Consider the following 14,053-nt stretch of genomic DNA (forward strand, 5'->3'; position numbering starts at 1 on the left):
CGACACCCTCGTCGCCGACCGCCAGGCCTTGCTGGACCGCCTCAGGCCGCTTATCGGCTCCGGTCCATGAAGCGACTCGGATCTGCAGCGGCGGCACGACGATGAAGATCAGCATGCCCCACAGGAAGACGATGGCCACGGCTACCGCGGCAATCGCACCGGGCTTGGTAAAGACGACAAACAGCAGGGCCATGGCGAGGAGCGTGGCGATCACACGTCGGCATCAGCTTCCAGTCTGCCGCCGATGATGTTGCCGATGGTCATGCCGGCGCCGAACAAGAGCTGCACCCAGGTCACGGTCGCCGTCGACAGGCCGGAAACGTCGATCCGATACGGCTTGATGTAGGTGAAGACGGCGAAGAGGCTGGCCGAGGCCAGCGAGGCGATCGCACTGACGAAATGTTGGCGAGAACTTCGGCGGTTTTTTTCGCCACTAGCCGTTGGCCACGGCCTCACATGCCTGCGCCCGCGAGCGCCAATGGCCGGCACGCGGCTGAGCGATCTCATACGCATCGCATGTCCGCGCCACATGCGGTCTCTGATGCCATACTGCCTTGCGATTTCGGTCATCGGTTTCGACCAGACCAGATCGTAAAGCTCGGCCCGCGTCATTCTCAGCACGTATCTTCCTTCTCGTATCAATCGCCAGCAACGTGAGCCAGCCTCTCGGCAATTTAGACGCGCTTGGCCTTACCTCCACCTAAATGAAGGTTTCGTGGACGCGCTCGGGCCGCGCTATCCATCAAAATGGAACGACACGACGTAGAGGAATATCCGCCCTAATTTTTCTTACCCCAGGTAGCCTGGAAAGGACTTCCCGGTGAATCTCTTCGTAGCCCCGGATGTCTTTTACGCAGACGTATAGAAGGTAATCCGTCTTGCCGCTCACCGCATAGCATTCTTCGATTTCAGGGTGCTTTCGAAGAGAATTTTCGAAGCGCTCGACCGTGTGTGAGCTAACGGCCTCCAACTCGATCCGGACCGGGATTTTGCTACCGGTTGTCAAATTTCTCTCTCCGGTTTTTCCAACTTAAACACCTCATGGAGTCAGCCGCGGTTTCAGCGGGATCGAGCCGCGGTGAGAAAACCGCTGTGCGGGGTTGACCCACGCTTTCTATTCGAATCCAAACTGCCGACGACAGTATGTTCGCGCTTTCCAGCCGACCATCTCCCTTTGAAGTTGCGCGAAGACCTCTCGTATACCCAGGCCTACACGTGGCTTGCAAGTCGTCCGACGATCGCCCACGCAAACATGTCGTACCTGGCATAGTCACAATCCGTGAATTCACGTCGAATGACGACGTTGTCGCCGGGGGACGGCGAATGTTCCCTTTGGCCATCGGGGCAGTACGGTGCCACAGATGACGGCCCGGATTGCGGCATGGGGGCGCGATTTCATCCCGCGCCTGGCTGCAACCTCGTCGGATCATGAATACGATCGCTTTATTGAGAAGGAGGGGCCAAAAGCGTAGCGATGGATGACCAGCCAGGGGCAACTCCAAGAAAGTTGAGCAAGGTTTTCCGTCCGCGGCGTTCTGCCGAAGGCGTGACGTGGTCATGAAATAACCTTCTGACCACCTCGACATCAGCGTACCGAAGTAGATAGCGAGCCGATCGCCGGCATGGCCAGAGGCGACCAGCGGTCCCGTCCGATCCGAGCGGCTCGCAGTGTCGGGGACAAAGGCCTTGGCACAGATTGCCAAATGTTTGGTTTGGCCAGCAATGTTGCCGCGTGTCTTGGTTTTGCCATTGGCCCGGCTTCGGGGCGGTCGCGCTTCGCCAATCCTGTCGACGTCGGCAAGCCATCGGCCATACTTCGCAGCCCCACTCGCGTCATCAGATTGCCCGCGATTGCCACCACGCCGCAGCGGCCCGGGGAGGGGGCCTTGTTGCAGTAAGCGGGCTTGCCGCGCTCCTCCTTCAATCGCCACCTTCTCATCGCACCGAACTCGATGCTGCCAGAGGTAAAATCGTGCGGCTCTGACATGGATCAGGGCAAACAGGCCGCGACTGCGTAATTGATGCGACGCGGATTGGCGTCCGCCGGAATTTCCAGATCGGGACTTGCGATGAAATTTGGCACAGAGATGGTCCTTCTAGGCCTTTTTGCTTTCGCAGCAGTGGTGGCTGCCGGCTTCGGGGTGGATGAACCTTTTCGCCAGCACATGTGGGTTCTGTTCTTCAGCGTGGCTGGCTTCAATGCGATGCTGATGCGCAACACCGACTTCAAGCCGGCAGTTCCAATCGACCCCGCAGCTTACATGGATGGACCAATCCGCTATGGGGCCATCGCCACGGTGTTCTGGGGTGTCATCGGCATGCTGGTCGGCGTCGTCATCGCGCTTCAGCTTGCATTCCCTCATCTCAATATCGAGCCCTGGTTCAATTTCGGCCGGTTGCGGCCGCTTCATACCTCCGGCGTCATCTTCGCCTTCGGCGGCAACGCGCTGCTTTGCACGTCGTTGTATGTGGTCCAGCGCACCTCACGCGCGCGCCTCTTCGGCGGCAACCTCGCCTGGTTCGTCTTCTGGGGTTACCAGCTCTTCATCGTCATGGCCGCGACCGGCTATCTGCTGGGCATCACCGAAGGCCGCGAATACGCCGAGCCTGAGTGGTACGTCGACATCTGGCTGACAATCGTCTGGGTCGCGTATCTGGTCCTTTTCCTTGGCACCATCCTGAAGCGCAAGGAACCGCATATCTACGTCGCCAACTGGTTCTACCTCTCCTTCATCATCACCATTGCGATGCTGCATGTGGTCAACAACCTGTCGATGCCGGTTTCTTTCCTGGGGTCCAAGAGCTACTCCGCCTTTTCGGGCGTTCAGGATGCCCTGACGCAGTGGTGGTACGGGCACAATGCCGTCGGCTTCTTCCTGACGGCCGGCTTCCTCGGCATGATGTATTACTTCGTGCCGAAGCAGGCGAACCGCCCGGTCTATTCATATCGTCTATCCATCATCCACTTCTGGGCGCTGATCTTCCTCTATATCTGGGCCGGGCCGCATCACCTCCACTACACCGCCCTGCCAGACTGGGCGCAAACCCTCGGCATGGTGTTCTCGATCATGCTTTGGATGCCGTCCTGGGGCGGCATGATCAACGGCCTGATGACGCTGTCCGGCGCCTGGGACAAGCTGCGCACCGATCCCATCATCCGCATGATGGTTGCGGCCGTCGCTTTCTACGGCATGTCGACCTTTGAAGGCCCGATGATGTCGATCAAGACTGTCAACTCGCTCTCGCATTACACGGACTGGACCATCGGCCACGTGCACTCCGGCGCGCTTGGCTGGGTGGGCATGATCTCGTTCGGCGCGATCTACTACATGGTGCCGAAACTCTGGAATCGAGAGCGTCTCTACTCGCTGCGCCTCGTCACCTGGCACTTCTGGCTGGCGACCCTTGGCATCGTGGTCTACGCGGCCGTGATGTGGGTTTCCGGCATCATGCAGGGCCTGATGTGGCGCGAGTACGACGAGCAGGGGTTCCTCGTCTACACCTTCGCAGAAACGGTCGCCGCCATGCATCCCTACTACGTCATGCGCGCCGCAGGGGGCGCCATGTACCTCTCCGGTGCACTGATCATGGCTTGGAACATCACAATGACCATTCGTGGCTACCAACGTGAAGAGGATCCGATGCCGGGCTCTGTCGCCGCCCTCCAGCCTGCGCGATCAGGAGCCAGAAAATGGGCTTGATGGACAAGCACGCGCTGATCGAGAAGAACGCCACGCTGCTTCTCGTCGGGTCCTTGCTGGTCGTGACCGTCGGCGGCATCGTCGAGATCGCGCCGCTCTTCTATCTCGACAACACGATCGAGAAGGTCGAGGGGATGCGCCCCTACTCGCCGCTCGAGCTCGCCGGACGCAACATCTATGTGCGCGAGGGATGCTATCTCTGCCACAGCCAGATGATCAGGCCGTTCCGCGACGAGGTGGAGCGCTATGGCCATTACAGCCTGGCGGCCGAGTCGATGTACGACCATCCGTTCCAGTGGGGATCCAAGCGCACCGGGCCGGACCTAGCACGCGTCGGCGACCGCTACTCCAACAGCTGGCACGTTCAGCACCTCACCGATCCGCGTTCCGTCGTGCCGGAATCGATCATGCCGAGCTACGCCTTCCTGAAGGACAAGCCGATCGACGTGAAGGACTTCTCCACGCATCTCGTCGCCAACCGGCGCGTCGGTGTCCCCTACACCGATGACATGATCTCGCAAGCCAACGCCGATCTGATGGCGCAGGCCGATCCCAACGCCGACACGTCCGGACTGGAAAGCCGCTACCCGAAAGCCAAGGTCGGCGACTTCGACGGCAATCCGCAGCAGGTGACCGAGATGGATGCCCTGGTCGCCTATCTGCAGATGCTCGGTACGCTGGTCGACTTCAAGACCTACGACGAAGCCGTTGGCTACCGCTGAGGAGAACAAACCGATGGACTACAACCTGATGCGCGAGTTTGCCGACAGCTGTGGCCTGCTTGCCATGGTGCTCTTCTTTGCTGGATGCGTTGCCTTCGCGCTCAGACCGGGCGGTCGCAGTCAGGCTCATGAAGCCGCACACATCCCCTTCAAAGACGACTGATCATGAGCACGCAGTATATCGATGATATGTCGGGCATCTCAACCACCGGTCATGAGTGGGACGGCATCAGGGAACTCAACAACCCCCTTCCGCGGTGGTGGGTGGTCACCTTCTACGTCACCATCGCCTGGGCGATCGGCTACACCATCGCTTATCCGGCTTGGCCGATGCTGACCTTTGCAACAAAAGGTGCGCTCGGCTATTCAAGCCGCAATGACGTCAAGAACAAGATGGCTGCGGCCGAAGCCGCCAAGGCCAAATATGTCGCGGCGATCCAGTCCAAGAGCGTCTCCGAAATCGCCGGCGACGACGCGCTGCGCGAGTTTGCCGTCTCGGCCGGCGGCGCGGCATTCAAGGTCAACTGCGTGCAATGCCACGGATCCGGCGCGCAAGGTTCGAAAGGATTTCCGAACCTTAACGATGACGATTGGCTGTGGGGAGGCAAGACGGGAGAGATCCAGCAAACGATCACGCACGGCATTCGTTTCACCGCGGATGGTGACACCCGCCAGTCGGAGATGCCTGCCTTCGTCGATGTGCTCAAGCCCGAACAGATCGCCCAGGTCAGCGCTTTCGTTGCCAGCCTCTCGGGGACCATCAAGGACAAGAGCCTGATTGAGCCCGGCGCCAAGGTCTTCGCGGAAAACTGCGCTGTCTGCCATGGTGAGAACGCAAAGGGCAACAGGGAATTCGGCGCACCCGATCTGACCGATGCGATCTGGCTCTATCGACCAGGCGAGACGGCGATAGCCGCCCAGGTCCGCACCCCGAAACAAGGCGTGATGCCAGCGTGGATCGAGCGCCTCGGCGAGATCAAGGTCAAGGAACTTGCAGTCTATGTCCATTCGCTTGGCGGCGGAGAGTAGGCGGCGGCCTATTCTCGGCCCTCCCCCCGCCAAGCGACGAGGCCCGGCGCGAGCCGGGCCTCGACCGCGTTGCGGCAGTCCGCGATTGAACTTCCTCAACGCGACGCTGCCCGCCATGCGGCAAGGGTCGCCCGACCTTCGGCCAGAACCCGTGGCCGAGTGTCGGGCGCGAACATCGTCGCTGGTCACCGGAGCTTCTCGTGCTTGATAACAAGCAGATAAAATGGCTCGAAGCCGAAGCGGTCAACTCCGCCACGACACGCCAGCCGCTCTATGCCGCGCGCAAGAAGGTCTTCCCCAAGCGCGCCTCCGGCCGTTTCCGCCAGTTCAAATGGCTGGTCATGGCGATCACGCTCGGCATCTATTATCTCACGCCCTGGCTGCGCTGGGATCGCGGACCATTCGCTCCGGATCAGGCCGTTCTCATCGACCTGGCGAACCGCCGCTTCTACTTCTTCTTCATCGAGATCTGGCCGCAGGAATTCTACTACGTCGCCGGCCTGCTGGTCATGGCCGGCGTCGGCCTGTTCCTCATTACATCGACGATCGGGCGGGCCTGGTGCGGCTATACCTGCCCGCAGACGGTCTGGGTCGACCTTTTCCTAGTCGTCGAGCGCGCCGTCGAAGGCGACCGCAATGCCCGCATGAAACTCGACGCGGCACCATGGACCGCACGCAAGCTGGTCCTGCGAGCATCGAAGCACGCGATCTGGCTGGTCATTGCGGTGGCCACCGGCGGCGCCTGGATCTTTTACTTCGCCGACGCGCCTAGGTTGCTCGGCGAAGTCGCCACCGGAACCGCCGCGCCCGTCGCTTATGTCACCATCGGCGTTCTGACCGGAACCACCTATCTGTTCGGCGGGCTGATGCGCGAGCAGGTCTGCACCTACATGTGCCCGTGGCCGCGCATCCAGGCCGCCATGCTCGACGAAAATTCGTTGACGGTGACCTACAACGACTGGCGCGGCGAGCCGCGGTCACGCCATGCCAAGAAGGCATTGGCCGCCGGCCAAGCGGTCGGCGACTGCGTCGACTGCAAGGCCTGTGTCGCCGTCTGCCCGATGGGGGTCGACATTCGCGACGGCCAGCAGCTCGAATGCATCACCTGCGCGCTGTGCATAGACGCCTGCGACAACATCATGGATAAGCTCGGCCGCGAACGCGGGCTGATCTCCTACGCGACGCTTTCCGACTACAACACCAACATGGCCATAGCGACGGCAGGCGGCACCCGCCCGATCGATCCCACTCTCGTTCGGACCGCCGGCGGCGCTTTCTCCGACAAACTGACGCATTTCCACGTTCGCAAGATCTCTCGTCCGCGCACCTTTGTCTACATGGCCTTGTGGTCGCTGGTCGGCATCGGACTGCTTTTTTCACTGATGACCCGCAACCGGCTCCAGGTGAACGTGCTTCACGACCGCAACCCGCAATTCGTGACGCTGTCCGATGGATCCATCCGCAACGGCTACACTGTGAAGCTGCTAAACATGACCCCTGAGCCGCGAACCATAGTCGTCACGATGCAGGGACTGGAAGGCGCGCAAATGAACCTCGTTGGCTCTGACCTGCCCGCAGGCCGTTCCTTCGCTATCCCCGTCGAACCCGACCGCCTCAAAACGTTGAAAATCTTCGTGCGCCAGCCCGCCAATCAGCTCCGGGGCCAGACACAGACCTTCACGTTCGTCGCAAACGACCAGGCCGGTTTGGAATCGGACCGATACATCGCCACCTTCAACGCGCCGGAGACGACCAGGTGAGCACCAAAACAGAGCAACCTCGCGAATTCACCGGCCGGCACATGCTTCTCATCATCTCGGCCTTTTTCAGCGTGGTCGTCAGCGTCAATGCATTGATGGCGACGCTTGCCACTACAAGCTGGACCGGGCTCATCGTCGAAAACGCCTATGTGGCGGGCCAGCAATTCAACAAGAACGCGGATGAAGGCCGCGCTCAAGCGGCACTTGGCTGGAAGAGCCAGTTGACCATTGTCGGTGGCGAGGTTCGCTACAGCCTCGCGGATGCGGCTGGCAAGCCTGTCGCATTGCATGGCGTCAAGGTGCTCTTTCGTCATCCCGCCTACGAAGCCGAGGACTACTCCATCACTTTAGCCCTTGCCTCCGGTCAGGAATACGCGGCCCGGCATACGCCCCGCAATGGCGTCTGGATCGCTGAGGTGGACGCGGACGCAGGTCTTGCGAAGCCCTATCGGGAAGTCCGCCGAGTCATCGTTTCCAATGGGGCGTTGCAATGAGTTGCTGTGCACCTGGCGCCGAGATGGTTCCGGATCCAGGCAGGGTGACGCCGGACCTGCCCTCAAACCAGGAAATCAGGCTGGCAAGCCGCCGTCTTGGCGACGGCATCATTCAGTCGGACTTGTCGGTCCCGACGGTCCACTGCGGAGCCTGCATCCAGGCGATCGAGGCAGCACTCGCAAAACTCGACCGCGTCGAGGGCGCGCGCGTCAACCTATCGACGAAACGGGTGTCGGTGCAATGGCGCGAAGGTGAGGTGCCGCCGATCATGGCCACGCTCGAAGGACTGGGTCATCCGGCGCACCTCTTCGAAACCGACGGCGACGAGAAGGACGGGATGCTTTCGGGATTGGTCCGGGCAGTCGCGGTGGCAGGCTTCGCTGCGGGCAATATCATGCTGCTGTCGGTCTCTGTCTGGTCGGGCGCTGAAGGGCCGACCCGCGATCTGTTCCACTGGGTCTCGGCGCTGATCGCCATTCCCGCGCTTGCATTCGGCGGCGGCATCTTCTTCCGGTCGGCCTGGAATGCGCTGCGACATGGCCGCATGAACATGGACGTCCCGATCGCTGTCGGAGTTTCGCTCGGCTATGCGATGAGCCTCTACGAGACAGTCATTCATGGCGAGCACGCCTATTTCGACGCGTCGGTATCGCTGCTGTTCTTTCTGCTGATCGGCCGCACGCTCGACCACCTGCTGCGCGAACGGGCCCGAACCGCCGTCAAGGGCCTGTCCCGGCTGGCTGCCCGCGGTGCCATGGTTTTGCGCGATAACGGCGCACGCGACTATCTGCCGGTCGGCGAGATCGAACCGGGCATGCGTGTGTTGATCGCCGCTGGCGAACGGGTACCCGTCGACGGCAGGATCGTTCAAGGCGCGTCGGACATTGATTGCTCACTGGTCTCGGGCGAGAGCACGCCGCTAGACGCCGACGCGGGAGACCTGGTCCAGGCCGGCATGCTCAACCTGACCGGCCCGCTGACTGTCGAGGCGATCGCAGCCGCCAAGGATTCCTTCCTGGCGGAAACGGTCCGTCTGCTGGAGGCCGCCGAGGGCGGCCGCGCCCACTATCGCCGGATCGCAGACCGCGTTGCCGTGCTTTATGCGCCGGTGGTACACCTGACGGCGTTCGCGACGTTTCTTGGCTGGATGGCCGCCAGTGGAGACTGGCACAGGGCGATGACGATCGCCATCGCCGTCCTGATCATAACCTGCCCCTGCGCACTCGGCCTTGCCGTGCCTATCGTCCAGGTTGTCGCCGCGCGACGACTGTTCGATAACGGCATCATGGTCAAGGACGGGTCGGCCCTGGAACGCCTGGCGGCGATCGACACGGCGGTCTTCGACAAGACGGGCACTCTGACGCTGGGAAAACCCCGGCTCGTCAACAGGTCGTCTATCGATCCGGCCATGCTGGCCATCGCCGCCGCGATGGGCGCGCATTCCCGCCATCCGCTTTCGCAGGCGCTCGCCGGCCTCGCGAGCCCGGCCGGGCAGCCGACGTTCAATGAAGTGAGAGAGCATCCGGGTTTTGGCATCGAAGCGACTGCCGCGGGCGGCACCTGGCGCTTGGGCAGGCGGGGATGGGCCGGCAGCAAGGGTCGGATCGGTGCCGAAGGAAAAACCGGTGAGACGGTGCTGACCCGAAACGGAAGGCTCGTCGTATCCTTCGAATTCGAGGACGCCTTGCGGGCGAGTGCGGACACGGCCATTGCGCAGTTGAAACATGCCGGACTTACGGTGGAAATGTTGTCCGGCGATACGGCCGCCGCATGCGCCGTAGTCGCCGACGCGCTAAAGCTCGACCGTTTTACCCCCGCTCTCGTGCCCTCGGGAAAGGTCCAGCGGATCAGGCAGCTGACCAATGATGGTCACCGGGTCTTGATGGTCGGCGATGGCCTGAACGACACGCCGGCGCTGGGCGCGGCGCATGTCTCGATCGCTCCGGCCACCGCCGCCGACATTAGCCGCAACGCTGCGGATTTCGTATTCCTTCGCGAGAGCCTATGGGCGGTACCCCTTGCCTTGGACGTCTCGCGGAGGGCGGGACGATTGGTCCGCCAGAACATCGCCATCGCGATCGTCTATAATGCGATTGCCGTGCCGATCGCTATTCTTGGACACGTCACTCCGCTGATCGCCGCCATCGCCATGTCCGCCTCGTCGCTGCTAGTCATTGGAAACGCGCTGCGCCTGCAAGGCTTTGCACCTACCACGACGGCTCCTTCGGCAACGCGCGCTGGCATCCGCGCATGGGTGCAGCCCTCATGACGACGCTCGTCTACCTATTACCAGCAGCGCTGTTCCTTGGCGCGCTTGGCCTATCCGGCTTTCTATGGGCGTTAAGGAGTGGTCAATACGAGGATCTCAACGGGGCCGCTGAGCGCATCCTCATCGACTGGGACGACAAGCTGGAACGCTGACCCGATCGCTGTGCCGGCGATTGTACGGATGGCGGTGGTCAGCCGGGTCGACTTGGTCGGGGCCAGACTACCAAGGCTCCCACAGCGAGCTCGCCAAGCGACGTTCAATTAGCCCTACCGCTCGAAGGACTTGTCGCCCGTTCCTCCGTGCAGGCGGCTGACGTGACAAAATACCTCGCATGGCAGACGGGAGCGTCCGATGTTTGCTTAGAAAGGCTGCCGAGCCGATGCGACGGGCGCGAAAAACGGATCAGCCAAGATTAAGTTTGCCGAACGTACGCCGGAGGGGCGCCCGTCATTCCAGGATGACGTGACCACATGGCCGACATTTTCTTGGGCCGTTGACCAGTCCGAGCATAAAACCAGCCGCTGTCGGCTTTGCCGCGTCTGGCTGATCCAGATCAAGGTTATCTTCTGAGCGGCGTGGTTACGTCGACCAATCCTTCAAGGGAGAATGCATGTCTAACGGACAGTGTGGTCGTTACCTTCAGCGAACCGCCGTGGTGAGAATCCCTCTTGCTGGCTGGCAATCTGCCTGGCTCGGCCCGCGGTCCTATCGGCTGCGTTGCTGGCTGCAGCCTTCGTTGCCGATTTATGCGCATTCTTGTGTCCAGTGGCTTGAGGCAATGCGGCGCACACTGGCAGCCAGGGCAACCGGTCCACGGATTGCGGCTCAACGCAACCAGCACCTCACCCAGATAGCCGACGCGATGGCAGCGCGCTGATGGCCAGCAGCGACGACAGTTTCGACATCATCGTCGCCGGAGCCGGGCCGGTCGGACTTTCCTTCGCCGCATCGCTTGCAGAGAGCGATCTCAAAGTGGCGGTGGTTGAGCAGCAGGCCCTCGAAAGCCTGGCGAAGCCGCCTTTCGATGGTCGCGAGATCGCGCTGACCTTCGCCTCGATCAGCATCCTTCGCGAGCTCGGCGCCTGGGACGCCATCCCCGCTGGTCACAAGTCACCAGTGCAAGGCGCGCGCGTGCTCAACGGATCGAGCCCTTTCGCTCTGTGTTTCGATCCTCCAAGAGGATCTGCAGAACCACTCGGATTTCTGGTCCCAAATTGTCGGATCCGCGATGCCCTGTTCAAGATCATCCGCTCGCACCACCGTGTCCAGCTGCTATGCGGCCACTCGGTCGTTGGTGTAACCAACAGCCGCAAAGGGGCGATCGTAAAGCTTTCCGACGGCAGGCGGTTGACCGCTCGGCTTTTCGTTGCAGCAGATTCGCGTCTGTCGCGCACGCGCGACCTGCTCGGCATCGCCGCCGACATCAATCGGCTTGGCAGCTCGATGGTGATTTGCCGGGTCAGGCACGAGCGCGCCCACCATCAGCTCGCAATCGAATGGTTCGATCACCATCAGACCATAGCGATCTTGCCGCTGATGGAAGGCGAGTCGTCATTGCTTCTCACATTGCGCGCAAACGAGGCCAATAGACTTCTTGCTTTAGACGACGATCTGTTCCTGATCGAATTGACGAACCGGTGTCGAGGGCGCCTCGGAAAAATGACCCTTGCAAGCAAACGCCATATCTATCCGTTGGTCACGACCTGGGCGCACAGCTTCTGGGCTCCAGGCGCTGCACTTATCGGCGACGCTGCTGTCGGCATGCACCCGGTGACCGCCCATGGCTTCAACATCGGCCTCTGCGGTCAGAAGCAACTCGCCCGTAGAATCCTGACAGCACGTGGCGACCGTCGCGACATTGCTGATCCCGACATGCTCCACAGATACGAAAGCTGTCTTCGGCTGTCGGCGGCACCGCTCTATCATGCTACGAATCTACTTGTCGGACTCTACTCAGGCGAGCACGCGGCGGCACGGTTTGCAAGGCATGTCGGGCTTCGCCTTGCCCAATATTTTCCCTTTGTCCGCCATGGCATTTCGGTCATGCTGAGGCGGTGAAACACAGGCATGGGTAGCTTACCCCTAGCACGACGCCTTCTGCATCGTGTCCCGCCGCTCGGCGGTGACGAAGCCGCCCGCGAGCGGGCCCTCAACGACACGCGAGCGGCACGGCAGCGGAGGTCGGTTGCCGAATACCTCGCCTGGTTCGAAAAAGCACCGATGACCACCGCTCTATCGAGCTGCACCAGGTTTCTGGACGTCACCTTCGCGTGCCCCGGTTCGAGCGGCCGATCTCCCCGCCGCCGATCCTCACCAGGCACGCTTACGTGCAGCGGTCAGACACGATGCTTCAACCTAGGTTTGAATTTTCGCCTCCGTCCATGGAACTCAGACAAACTCCGTTGCCTCTCCGACACACCCGTTGTCAGCCTTCTGACGAGGGTGCAACGCTGCTGTGTGAGTGAGCAGGTTCTTGGGCCGGTTTCCCGTTTGGCCTGGCAATTGCTTGGACAGAGACAAGCGATTCTGAGCACGCACGAGCAGGAGCCATGACAGCCTCGCCAGATAGACAATCCAAACAGCGGTGGTGCGTCCGCCGCAGGTCAGTATCGACATCCTGGCCGACCAATATTCTAGCGCATCCGCAGGCAGGCCCGCGGTCCTCCGACATCCCTATTAAGCCACGCATGCTCTATCGGCGCTCACCTTGCCGAAAAAAGGGACTATTCCTGCGCCCGCCAGCGGTCACCTAAATCGGTCGGCCGACAGCCAGGCATACTCGCGTCGCGTTCCTGCACCGTTCTGACAATTCCCATTCTTCTGAGACGAAGGACAACGACATGCTGCATTCTCAAAAGTCCATGAAGGGTGGAACACGGTCTTTTTCGCCGCTGCGAAGCGCACCTAATCGGCCAACAGCAGCCGCCCGCAGTTTAGCGGCGAAGAAGTCAAGGCCCCACACTGATGTGCCGAATGAAAAAGCCAGTGAGCGTGCAAAGCGCGTCACCTTCAAGGCCGTCATCACTTCTTGTGTCCTGTTGTCGGCGCCATCGTTCGCTGCGGAGGGGAAGGGCCCATTTTACATCGACAATGGGAACATCGTGGTTTCCGGCGAAATCGGTCTTGCCGACATCAGGGCCCAGGAATTTGTCTACTGGAAGCACGACGACTGGCACAATCACAAGGTCAGCCAGCTGGATTGGAAGAGCATAGAGGTCACTCTGCTGACGGTTGGGGTCAGTGCACCCATCGATAAGGAATGGAGCCTAAAGAGCAGATTCGATGTCGGTATTGGCGGCGACGGGCACCTGCTCGATCGCGATTGGGTCAGCAAGCTCCACGACAGCTGGAGCGGCCGCGCGGTTATGCCCGATACCGACCTCGATCACTATTTCGCCGGTTCGATCGAGGTTGACCGGATCGTCGGCAGCAATGAGACCGGCAGTCTCGCGGTCGGTGCGGGCTTGCGCTATACCGATGTTAAGTGGACAGCCTATGGGGGATACGGCATCGAATCCAGCGGGGATCCGCTCTTTCGCGACCGACACGAAATCTGGTCGGGAAACCGTAAAGTCATCAGCAACCGGCAGAAAATTCCGGTTGGCTTCGTGAGCCTGAGCGGCGAACAAGTCCTCGGTGACCTTAGCGTCAGTGGGGGCATTCGAGCTGGCCTGAGCATCGGCTTCGAGGACATAGACGACCACTGGGGCGAGCATCGCACTTACAGTGACCTATACACAGCACCGACGATGGGAGCCGATATCGCGGTTAGTTACGCGGTAACGCCATGCACCTCGCTGTATCTGCGGGGGTCCTTCGATCGGGTGTTTCACACCCGCGGCGACGAAGAAAGCTTAGACACCGACAAAGGGCAGCTCAAGGGCCCGTGGAAAGACAGTGTCGCGGCGACGTTCCAAGCCATGTCAGTCTCCCTTGGTCTCAAGGCCACTTTTTGAGGATGCTGAGACATGCACCTTTGCCGAAGCGCCGAAGGAGGCCGAGACTGCTATGGGCGCTCGATCGCTTCCAGCCATTGCCTCAGCCGAAGCGGCACGCTCACCGAGTGACGTATTCACG

General features: G+C 61.1%; 11 protein-coding genes and 1 pseudogene. 10 read left to right on the plus strand and 2 right to left on the minus strand.

Annotation, left to right across the window (positions count from 1 at the left end):
* Nucleotides 1-73 precede the first annotated feature (73 nt).
* Together RFN30_RS27755 and RFN30_RS32465 are read right to left on the minus strand one after the other, a co-directional pair.
* Nucleotides 74-387, minus strand: a pseudogene (locus RFN30_RS27755) (MFS transporter); the annotation flags it as partial.
* Nucleotides 388-742: 355 nt separating this feature from the next.
* Nucleotides 743-1,006 carry an Lrp/AsnC ligand binding domain-containing protein gene (locus RFN30_RS32465; protein ID WP_430681829.1) on the minus strand — a complete coding sequence of 88 codons (264 nt, stop codon included), beginning with the start codon at nt 1,004-1,006 and terminating at the stop codon, nt 743-745.
* A 1,063-nt stretch (nt 1,007-2,069) separates the two neighbouring features.
* On the opposite strand from RFN30_RS32465, the gene ccoN reads away from it, so the two are divergent.
* The 10 genes from ccoN (at nt 2,070) to RFN30_RS27805 (ending at nt 13,932) form a co-directional block, all read left to right on the plus strand.
* Nucleotides 2,070-3,701, plus strand: coding sequence for a cytochrome-c oxidase, cbb3-type subunit I (gene ccoN / locus RFN30_RS27760; RefSeq protein WP_320265258.1), 1,632 nt, complete (start codon nt 2,070-2,072; stop codon nt 3,699-3,701).
* Complete coding sequence (gene ccoO / locus RFN30_RS27765) at nt 3,692-4,423, plus strand: cytochrome-c oxidase, cbb3-type subunit II (protein ID WP_320265259.1); 732 nt, start codon at nt 3,692-3,694, stop codon at nt 4,421-4,423. Before ccoN ends, ccoO begins: the two co-directional genes overlap by 10 nt.
* 13 nt (nt 4,424-4,436) lie before the next feature.
* On the plus strand, nt 4,437-4,586 hold the full coding sequence (locus RFN30_RS27770; RefSeq protein WP_320228015.1) for a cbb3-type cytochrome c oxidase subunit 3: 150 nt from the start codon (nt 4,437-4,439) through the stop codon (nt 4,584-4,586).
* Nucleotides 4,587-4,588: 2 nt separating this feature from the next.
* A complete protein-coding gene (gene ccoP, locus RFN30_RS27775) occupies nt 4,589-5,452 on the plus strand; it encodes a cytochrome-c oxidase, cbb3-type subunit III (RefSeq protein ID WP_320265260.1) in 864 nt (287 codons plus the stop codon).
* A 200-nt stretch (nt 5,453-5,652) separates the two neighbouring features.
* Nucleotides 5,653-7,212 carry a cytochrome c oxidase accessory protein CcoG gene (gene ccoG / locus RFN30_RS27780; RefSeq protein ID WP_320265261.1) on the plus strand — a complete coding sequence of 520 codons (1,560 nt, stop codon included), beginning with the start codon at nt 5,653-5,655 and terminating at the stop codon, nt 7,210-7,212.
* Nucleotides 7,213-7,253: 41 nt separating this feature from the next.
* Complete coding sequence (locus tag RFN30_RS27785; protein WP_430699092.1) at nt 7,254-7,706, plus strand: FixH family protein; 453 nt, start codon at nt 7,254-7,256, stop codon at nt 7,704-7,706.
* Entirely contained in the window at nt 7,703-9,976 is a 2,274-nt protein-coding gene (locus tag RFN30_RS27790) for a cation-translocating P-type ATPase (protein ID WP_320265263.1), read from the plus strand. Before RFN30_RS27785 ends, RFN30_RS27790 begins: the two co-directional genes overlap by 4 nt.
* Nucleotides 9,973-10,128 carry a cbb3-type cytochrome oxidase assembly protein CcoS gene (ccoS, locus tag RFN30_RS27795; RefSeq protein ID WP_320217189.1) on the plus strand — a complete coding sequence of 52 codons (156 nt, stop codon included), beginning with the start codon at nt 9,973-9,975 and terminating at the stop codon, nt 10,126-10,128. The genes RFN30_RS27790 and ccoS overlap by 4 nt, the downstream gene beginning before the upstream one ends.
* A 724-nt stretch (nt 10,129-10,852) precedes the next feature.
* Nucleotides 10,853-12,034 (plus strand): 5-demethoxyubiquinol-8 5-hydroxylase UbiM, encoded by a 1,182-nt coding sequence (ubiM, locus tag RFN30_RS27800; RefSeq protein WP_320265264.1) that lies wholly within the window; start codon nt 10,853-10,855, stop codon nt 12,032-12,034.
* Nucleotides 12,035-12,816: 782 nt separating this feature from the next.
* Nucleotides 12,817-13,932 (plus strand): omptin family outer membrane protease, encoded by a 1,116-nt coding sequence (locus RFN30_RS27805; protein WP_320265265.1) that lies wholly within the window; start codon nt 12,817-12,819, stop codon nt 13,930-13,932.
* Nucleotides 13,933-14,053: the final 121 nt, after the last annotated feature.

Origin of the sequence: Mesorhizobium dulcispinae (genome assembly GCF_033977345.1) — a bacterium.
GTDB lineage: Bacteria > Pseudomonadota > Alphaproteobacteria > Rhizobiales > Rhizobiaceae > Mesorhizobium > Mesorhizobium dulcispinae.

Excerpts from the sequence above, each read along its gene's own strand:
- ccoN (WP_320265258.1), top strand. The coding sequence starts at position 2,070 with ATGAAATTTGGCACAGAGATGGTCCTTCTAGGCCTTTTTGCTTTCGCA.
- ccoO (WP_320265259.1), top strand. The coding sequence starts at position 3,692 with ATGGGCTTGATGGACAAGCACGCGCTGATCGAGAAGAACGCCACGCTG.
- RFN30_RS27770 (WP_320228015.1), top strand. The coding sequence starts at position 4,437 with ATGGACTACAACCTGATGCGCGAGTTTGCCGACAGCTGTGGCCTGCTT.
- ccoP (WP_320265260.1), top strand. The coding sequence starts at position 4,589 with ATGAGCACGCAGTATATCGATGATATGTCGGGCATCTCAACCACCGGT.
- RFN30_RS27785 (WP_430699092.1), top strand. The coding sequence starts at position 7,254 with ATGCTTCTCATCATCTCGGCCTTTTTCAGCGTGGTCGTCAGCGTCAAT.
- RFN30_RS27790 (WP_320265263.1), top strand. The coding sequence starts at position 7,703 with ATGAGTTGCTGTGCACCTGGCGCCGAGATGGTTCCGGATCCAGGCAGG.
- ccoS (WP_320217189.1), top strand. The coding sequence starts at position 9,973 with ATGACGACGCTCGTCTACCTATTACCAGCAGCGCTGTTCCTTGGCGCG.
- ubiM (WP_320265264.1), top strand. The coding sequence starts at position 10,853 with ATGGCCAGCAGCGACGACAGTTTCGACATCATCGTCGCCGGAGCCGGG.
- RFN30_RS27805 (WP_320265265.1), top strand. The coding sequence starts at position 12,817 with ATGCTGCATTCTCAAAAGTCCATGAAGGGTGGAACACGGTCTTTTTCG.